9 protein-coding genes are annotated in these 7,229 nt (G+C 52.6%); 6 read left to right on the forward strand and 3 right to left on the reverse strand.

Annotated features, from left to right (window positions below):
- Positions 1 to 17 precede the first annotated feature (17 nt).
- Together VFO10_RS05135 and VFO10_RS05140 are read left to right on the forward strand one after the other, a co-directional pair.
- Positions 18 to 746: a YebC/PmpR family DNA-binding transcriptional regulator gene (locus tag VFO10_RS05135; RefSeq protein ID WP_325137734.1), complete on the forward strand. Its 729-nt coding sequence runs from the start codon at positions 18 to 20 to the stop codon at positions 744 to 746.
- Between the two features lie 145 nt (positions 747 to 891).
- Positions 892 to 1,251: a YtxH domain-containing protein gene (locus tag VFO10_RS05140; protein ID WP_325137736.1), complete on the forward strand. Its 360-nt coding sequence runs from the start codon at positions 892 to 894 to the stop codon at positions 1,249 to 1,251.
- Positions 1,252 to 1,352: 101 nt separating this feature from the next.
- Here VFO10_RS05140 and VFO10_RS05145 read toward each other — a convergent pair whose 3' ends face one another.
- Both VFO10_RS05145 and VFO10_RS05150 read right to left on the reverse strand, forming a co-directional pair.
- The gene (locus VFO10_RS05145) at positions 1,353 to 1,706 is read right to left on the reverse strand and encodes an SLOG family protein (protein WP_325137738.1); all 354 of its coding nucleotides are present in this window, start codon (positions 1,704 to 1,706) and stop codon (positions 1,353 to 1,355) included.
- Between the two features lie 152 nt (positions 1,707 to 1,858).
- Entirely contained in the window at positions 1,859 to 2,095 is a 237-nt protein-coding gene (locus VFO10_RS05150) for a hypothetical protein (RefSeq protein WP_325137740.1), read from the reverse strand.
- A 258-nt stretch (positions 2,096 to 2,353) separates the two neighbouring features.
- Between VFO10_RS05150 and VFO10_RS05155 the strand changes: the two genes are divergently transcribed.
- From VFO10_RS05155 to VFO10_RS05170, 4 genes are all read left to right on the forward strand, one after another.
- Complete coding sequence (locus VFO10_RS05155; protein WP_325137742.1) at positions 2,354 to 3,967, forward strand: DUF1588 domain-containing protein; 1,614 nt, start codon at positions 2,354 to 2,356, stop codon at positions 3,965 to 3,967.
- Between the two features lie 5 nt (positions 3,968 to 3,972).
- The gene (locus tag VFO10_RS05160; RefSeq protein WP_325137744.1) at positions 3,973 to 5,394 is read left to right on the forward strand and encodes a DUF1552 domain-containing protein; all 1,422 of its coding nucleotides are present in this window, start codon (positions 3,973 to 3,975) and stop codon (positions 5,392 to 5,394) included.
- 167 nt (positions 5,395 to 5,561) lie between these two features.
- Positions 5,562 to 5,861, forward strand: coding sequence for a hypothetical protein (locus tag VFO10_RS05165; protein WP_325137746.1), 300 nt, complete (start codon positions 5,562 to 5,564; stop codon positions 5,859 to 5,861).
- Positions 5,862 to 5,979: 118 nt separating this feature from the next.
- A complete protein-coding gene (locus VFO10_RS05170; RefSeq protein WP_325137748.1) occupies positions 5,980 to 6,696 on the forward strand; it encodes a hypothetical protein in 717 nt (238 codons plus the stop codon).
- A 92-nt stretch (positions 6,697 to 6,788) separates the two neighbouring features.
- Here the strand turns inward: VFO10_RS05170 and VFO10_RS05175 are convergent.
- Positions 6,789 to 7,229: PAN domain-containing protein (locus VFO10_RS05175; RefSeq protein ID WP_325137751.1), on the reverse strand; the 441-nt coding region annotated here is incomplete at its 5' end.

The following is a 7,229-nucleotide window of genomic DNA, read 5'->3' on the forward strand; positions in this document are numbered from 1 at the left end:
GTTCAGGTAGGGAATATATGGGAAGAAAATCTGCTAAAATTGCGGTGCGTAAGGGTGCTGCTGACAAGGCGCGTGGACAAATTTTCACGAAAGCTCTTAAGGATGTTTTCAAAGCATCCAAAGGTGGGAGTGGGGATCTCGCCAACAACTTTCTGCTTCGAGTCGCTGTTGAGCGAGCCAAGAAACTCAACGTCCCCAAAGAGAATATCGAGAAGGCCATTAAAAAAGGCCAGGGTACCGGCGGAGCTGGCTTTGAAGACGTGTCCTACGAAGGATACGGACCCGGTGGTGTGGCGATCTTCGTCGAAACCTCGACTGACAATCCCACGCGGACAGTGGGCAACGTTCGCAGCTATTTCCGGAAGTATGACGGCGCGCTGGGAACCTCGGGATCACTTGAATTCGTGTTCAACCGCATTGCCCTTTTCACCGTCCCGAAAGAAGCGGTGAAGTCGGAAGATGATTTCACCCTCGCCATGATTGATAGCGGCGCCGAGGAAATCGAGCTGCATGATGATCATTACGAAGTGTCCGGACCGATGTCGGAATTCGGTGCCATCCAGGATGGACTCGTGAAGTTGGGCATTACGCCGGACGAAGCGTCTCTGATCCGAATTCCTCTGTCCCGCAAGGAACTCACCGACGAAGCCTCTCTCGTTAAACTGGAAAACCTTATAGATGTGCTTTCGGAAGATGACGATGTCGTGACCGTCTATCACAATCTTCTGGATAAAGACGATCAATAAGCCCGAGTGTATCGCAGAGGGATGAGCTTCGCTTTGCGATACCGTTCCCCGCCGCGCACGCCTTTTGCAAAGACTGCCTTCCGATATCCTTCAGCTTCTGAAGGTGTCGTAAACCATTTACATAAATTTATGGAAGGTAGGCGCCATGTTTTCCTTGAAGAACATTTCGAATCTCAAAGACGAGATCAATATGGATGCTGTGGCTCAGCTGGGCGAAAAAGTGAAGGATATGAGCGGCAGAGTGCGGTACATGGGCGACAATCGCCTTTTGAAAAACACTGGCTGGCTGCTGGCTGGAGCCGCTATCGGATCGCTCCTGAGCCACTTTCTTGATCCTCAGGAAGGTCAAAGAAGACGGACCGAGATCAAAGATAAGGCCCTCAGCATGGGCAAAACCGTTCAGGACGCAACACGCCGTCGGTTTGAAGATTTGAACAGCCGCGTCCGTGGGGCAGCATCGGATGCCCAGGATGCGATTCAGGCTGGAATGGAAAAAAGGGCCTGAGCAGGTCAGGGAAGGTCGCTCTTACTACCGACTTTCCCTGCATTCTTTTTTGCCAACAGCGAAGGTCCAGGAGGACAAGGCAAAATTCGGCTCAGAGGAAATCAGGAAGCGACCACATCATCGACGACGATGTTCTTCCTCAGGGCTCTTTGGCAAAGATCCTCAGAGATCTCGCAGCCCATAAAATGAAGCACAGCAGCGGCATCGCTGTTGGATTCGACGATACGGTTGTTGCGTTCGATCGTGGCTTCTGCACCCTGGATTTGACGATTCGTCGGAACGATCTTCAAACGCACATTGTTCTGCATCGCCCACTCGGCCGCCATGGTTTCAGCGCCTTGGGCCTGGCCCAGGACGATAACCGATACTTTGTGATGCTTGGTGTAGTCGCGAAGGGTCTTGGAGAGTAACTGCTGGTTCTGATAGTTGTGAGATCCACATACAATAATTTTCATTCGGCTCCAGACTTACGAAGTTTCTTGGAATCCAGCTACACTAGCATGATTATGCTAGTATGGCAAGCGCGGTTCGCAAAATCGATCAAAATAGCTCTTTCCAGCCAACCGGGATCTTGCTTTTGTCTGCAATATTCGGTAGTTCGACGTGATCAGCTGCATCGGTTCCAAATCATGTCGCATTTGATTTTCTTGGCCAGATATCCCCTATCATCAGAATTCATTAAAGACAGCTCGATGATGCAGGCTTCATAAGCGCTGTAGTTGCACGACTGAGCGGAAAGCTCGGACTGGGGCGACTGCTTCTCGTCCTGGCCGCAGGCGGTCATGGTTGTCAGGATGATGAAGGTCGACGCGAGTTTGATGGCAAGCTGAGTGTGTGAGCCCATTTTTGAAGTCTCCAGACGTTTTGGAATTTGAGGCCGTGAAGCCTTTCCTGTGGCGCGATTCATACAGGGCCGGGCGAGTAATGTCAAATGGGCGCTTAAACCTAGCACATAATGATTAATCAAAATCGGCTGGCGACTTCCTTCTAAGCGTTGGGCCCCAGCGCTTTCGCAGTTAACATTAGTTGAATAGGCAGCCCTCATACGAATCGTCTATCCTTGAAACAAAGACGTTCCCAACAAAAAAAGAAGGATCAAGCCATGAAAATCCTTATGCTTGCCCTTTGCCTATTCCTGACGCCTGCGCATGCCCTGGCGGATTCATGCGATCAGTCGGTGCTGCCAGGCTCACCAACCCAGCGCTTATCCAGTCGGGATTACAGCGAGGCCATCCGATCCCTTTTCGGGCGCTTCATTGCCGCCGATCGCCTGCAAAATATTTTGGCAGCCATTCCCAGCGACAATCAGCGCGGCGGGCCGGTTTTTGAACAGATGAAGCAAAACCTGAGCTTTGATTTGATTCAAGCCTATGCGCAGACTGCGGAAAATCTGAGCGAGGAACTGCGGAAGCGCGACGACTGGTTTGATGAAGTCCTTGGTGAGTCCGCTTGCAAGTATTCGTTGAATTCACGATGCATGGAAAACTTTTTCTGGAACATCGGACGTCCCCTTTACCGAAGGCAGCTGAGCGATGCTGAAAAAAACCGCTATTACAGATTCACGGAAAGCGAAAGCGGTGATGGACGGCATAAGGCCCTGATGATGACCCAGAGTCTTCTGCAAGCACCGGCTTTTATTTTCCGCGAAGAGCGAGCCGGAACGGACACGGGAGACGGACTCTTCTCGCTGACCGAGTATGAGCTGGCGGCTCGGCTCGCGGCCTTTCTGTGGCGCTCGGTTCCAGACAAGCAGCTGCTTGATCGCGCCTGGCAGGGACAGCTGCGCCGGAATTGGGATGAGGAGGTCGCGCGTATGATGCAGGACCCTCGTTTCGAGTCGATGCTGGATCACTTTTACAGCTCCTGGCTCAATCTGGATTTCATGCCGGCTGCCAACTACAGCGACAGCTTTCTGGATGGACTGCAGTTGAATACGGACAGCTATCTGCCTGAGCTTCGGCGGGAGCTGCTTTCCTTCACGCGCTCCATCACTCAGAATGATTTGTATTTCGCTGACCTTGTCAGTTCGCGAAGAGTGCAAGCGGATTCCGATTTCCTGGCCCGCCTCTATGGAACGAATAGGCAAAGCGATTTTCAGGAGTTGGAGACGAGGCCTGGTATACTGTCACGAGCCGGACTGCTGGCCAATGGTCTGGATTATGCGTCGATCGTAAAACGCGGTCTTTGGGTCAATTCCCGCATCCTTTGTCGGGATATTCCCCCGCCTCCTGATCCGACAGTCATCGCAAATCCTCCCCGTCCCAATCCGTCGTTCAGTTCCCGGCAGCAGCTGGAAGCACGAACGGGGCAGGGGTTCTGCGTGTCCTGCCATAAGTCGATTAACCCACCTGGTTTTGTGCTGGAGCAGTTTGATGCTCTCGGGCGATTCCGCACTGAAGAAAAAGTTGTAACGGATGCAGGCATCGTCGTTCATCCTTTGGATACGACGCTCGCGACTGCGAACATTGACAGCAGCTCCGATCCGGCCGTGGATAATATTTGGGGCTATACCGATATCCTGGCCAGGAGCCCGAGGGCGCATCAGTGTTTTGTCGAGCATTGGTACATGTATGCCTTTGCCAGAAAACCCACGCAGCAGGAACGCTGCTTTATCGACGATTTTGCCGCGAAAATGCAGCGAAAAGACATGAGCATCAAGCGGATGATCCGGGACATGACCCGCCATCCCTTTTTCCATTATGCAAAGACAAGGTGACTCTTATGATTCATACACTGCATAACAGACGCCACTTTCTAAAAACCGCAGGCGGAGGTCTTGTCGCCCTTCCTTTCCTTGCGTCTTTGCTGGGCGAGACCGAGGCCATGGCGATGACACCGCAGCTTCGATTCATCACGCTATTCAATGGGCATGGACAGTCGCAAAGAAACTGGCATCCAGGCATCGATCTCTATCAGCAAGGTGGAAGTGGGTTTCGGAGCTTCCCCCTTGGTGATCTGACGGCTCCGCTTTCCTCTGTGCTTGAGCCCCTGACTCCCTATAGGAGCGATCTCAATATCCTTGGAGGTTTGGATTCCCTCGCTCAGGGGCATAATCATAATCCCCGCACGACACTCTGTGCCGGGGGCACTCATCAGAGTGTGGATCAGATTCTGCAGCAGTCGTCCCGTTTCAATCCCAATCGTCTGGGTTCGATGCATCTGGTGGGTTCCAACGTGGGCTATAAAAACCAGCCGATCTCCTATAGAAAAAGCGGCCAGGGGGTTCAGGGCATCGATCCCATTCATAATCCGCAGATGGCGTTTGATGCTTTTTTCGGAAGTCAGGTGGGAGATGAAGCGCGGCGCCGCAGGAAGACCATAGCCTCGCTGGTGCTGGAGGATTTTAAAAACCTAAGGCGGGATCCCCGGCTTTCCTTGGTTGATCAGCAGCGGCTGGATGAATACCTGACCCACCTTGATGAGCTGCAGAAAAAAATAGATCAGACGGGTTCCGGCGGTGAGGTTCTAAAGCGTCCCACTGTGGTGCCGAATGTTCCGGATTCTTCCCAGGATGACGAGGTCATCGACGCGCACATTGATCTGATTGTTCTGGCTGTGCGGTGCAATCAGCTGGCGACGGCGACTCTGCAGTTCAGCACAGACACCGATAACTCGGTTTACTCCTTCCTGGGTGTTCAGAGGGATTTTCATACGATATCGCATGAGAATAATCTGCCGGCGACGGAACTGCCCCGCATCAATCGTTGGATGGCGGGCAAGGTCGCCCGACTTATCGAAAAGCTTCGGGATGTGGAAAACTCTGCGACCGGCGAGCGCTATCTGGATAGCACCCTTGTCTACTGGGGCAATGATATGGGCTGCATGCCGACGAACGGCAGCAATCACCAGGCGAATGATATGCCTATCCTCACGGCAGGCAGCGGGGGAAAAAGATTTGTCACAGGCCAGTATTTAACCTATGGCGATTTCCGGAGGAACCAGGGGCGGCCTTATAATGATTTCCTGATTTCCATCCTGCAGGGTTTCGGGCTGTCGCCGGATGAATATGAACAGAATGGGGCCGAAGGTTTCGGTACCTATGAACGATTGCGTCGATGGGATGCAGAGTCGCGACCTGTGGAAGGCGTGGCCTATGATCTTTCCCAGAAAAGACAGACGCTGCCGGGATTTTTGTCAAAGTGACTTATTCGCAGCGCGCAGCTTCTCCCAGCTGCCGCCTTTTCTCCGCACCGATTGGATGAAAAAGTTTGCAAAAATAATTTCAGAGCCGCGTTTCTTGAAATATGAGTCGCGAGTCATCGCAATCGCTCTTCATTTCACAGCTCTTTATCCAATCGAAGGAGAAACCCATGAAGTTTTCTGTATCCCTGGCTTTCGTGTTGGCCGGTTTTATCAGCTCCGCTGTGGCGAGTGCAGCCCCTGTGCGTCCGGGAACCGGCACGGGCGGCAAAACCCGCTGTATTGATCGCTGTACGGACAGATATCTGGACTGTCAGCTTGATAATGCTCCGGGTTCGCTCGACCACTCCCTTTGTGATCAAAAGTTCGATCGCTGTGCCCAAATGTGCGACCTCATTTACACGCGTACCGCGGGCGGTGCGATTTTGAAGAGTGCTGATCAAGCGATCTTTCAGGAAGTCACAGAATAAATCGTCGCGTCCGAGTTCCGGCCGTCAGCAGCTTTCAAGCCGCAAAGTTTCACGTCCTTCGTTGTTTCCATAGCCCCTGAAACAGGGGAAAGTCAAACAAGCAGGATAGGAACAGAACATGTTGGAACGTTTAAAATTCTCCTTCTCTGAACGTCGTCTCGGAATTCCACTTCTCCTCAGCGTCTGGGCGGGTACGGCAGCGGCCCAGGGCCTTCCCGGTATTCCGGGATTTAATCCGTCTGAAATCGGACGCTGTGGCGGGACAAAAACCATGGCCGGTCATGCAACCTGTCTAGGTCGCGTGGAGAAGCTTCCGCAGAATCAGTCCTTGAATCTTCTCAATGTATCGGGCCAGATCATTCGCCAGGAATACTATCGCGTCAGTCAAAACCCCAGCGAGGGCAACTGTCAATTCCGGGCCGCGCAGGCCCTCCAGCGCTACCCCGATGGTTACAAGGCTTACATGTACTATCACCGGGATTCCAATTTCCTTGGCATGCCTGATGGGGATGGACACTGCCATGCCTGGGTTTATAAACCATCGGCTGATCGGCTTTCGGTGATTTACTCTGTGCTGTCCGGTGCGCTTTTGTCTCAGCTGCCGACTGATATTTCGCCCATTTATGAGGATCTGACGGCCAGGAATGCCGCAGCGCCCTGGAAAGCGAATGGTATTCAGTTTCAGCACTTTGGTGTGAACGTAACGGAATCCTCGGACGTCTGTCTGAAAAAAGTAAACGAGTGGCGGCAGAATCTGGGCGCAGCCTGGAGTGTTTGGAGCCACCAGGGATTCAACTGCTTTGGTGTCGCATCCCAGTATAGCTTTGCCGAGTAAATCTGAGTTGGGATTTCTATCGTAGCGGCGATTTTTCAAGCCCGTTGACGCAAGAGAGGGGACAACAGTTTGTCCCCTCTTCCCACAATCTTTTAGTAACGACGACCGGTCACGATACCTTTCCAGATTTGAACAGGTCTGACCTCGTTTTTCAGATAGCAAACTGGGTTTTCTTCCTGATACCCGGCCGGCACGAATGCATAGGCTTTGCATGCGCTGTCTTCAGCACAGGCCTTGTAACATACCTTATAGTCATCTGTCTTTTGAATCGCCCACCGCCTGTAGTCTCCGCCTTGATAATCAAAGTCCTTCTCTACGCTGAGTTTTTCGGCAGGTGGAGGAGCCGGAGGAGCCGGCAGGACTCTTTGCGCATTGCCCAGGGCATCCCTCGTAAACCAGCAGGAATTATAGGTGACGACCTGGCACGACTTCGTGCGCGTTCTTTCACAGGTGACCGGCGTCGTACCAAACTGATTGTTATAGCAGCCCTTTGCCTGATTCTTGCTACAGGATACCGAACCAAAGAAGGCGAT

The sequence above is a fragment of the Oligoflexus sp. genome, assembly GCF_035712445.1.
Lineage (GTDB): Bacteria > Bdellovibrionota_B > Oligoflexia > Oligoflexales > Oligoflexaceae > Oligoflexus.

Coding starts and splice junctions, on each gene's coding strand:
- VFO10_RS05135 (WP_325137734.1), top strand. CDS start 18: ATGGGAAGAAAATCTGCTAAAATTGCGGTGCGTAAGGGTGCTGCTGAC.
- VFO10_RS05140 (WP_325137736.1), top strand. CDS start 892: ATGTTTTCCTTGAAGAACATTTCGAATCTCAAAGACGAGATCAATATG.
- VFO10_RS05145 (WP_325137738.1), bottom strand. CDS start 1,706: ATGAAAATTATTGTATGTGGATCTCACAACTATCAGAACCAGCAGTTA.
- VFO10_RS05150 (WP_325137740.1), bottom strand. CDS start 2,095: ATGGGCTCACACACTCAGCTTGCCATCAAACTCGCGTCGACCTTCATC.
- VFO10_RS05155 (WP_325137742.1), top strand. CDS start 2,354: ATGAAAATCCTTATGCTTGCCCTTTGCCTATTCCTGACGCCTGCGCAT.
- VFO10_RS05160 (WP_325137744.1), top strand. CDS start 3,973: ATGATTCATACACTGCATAACAGACGCCACTTTCTAAAAACCGCAGGC.
- VFO10_RS05165 (WP_325137746.1), top strand. CDS start 5,562: ATGAAGTTTTCTGTATCCCTGGCTTTCGTGTTGGCCGGTTTTATCAGC.
- VFO10_RS05170 (WP_325137748.1), top strand. CDS start 5,980: ATGTTGGAACGTTTAAAATTCTCCTTCTCTGAACGTCGTCTCGGAATT.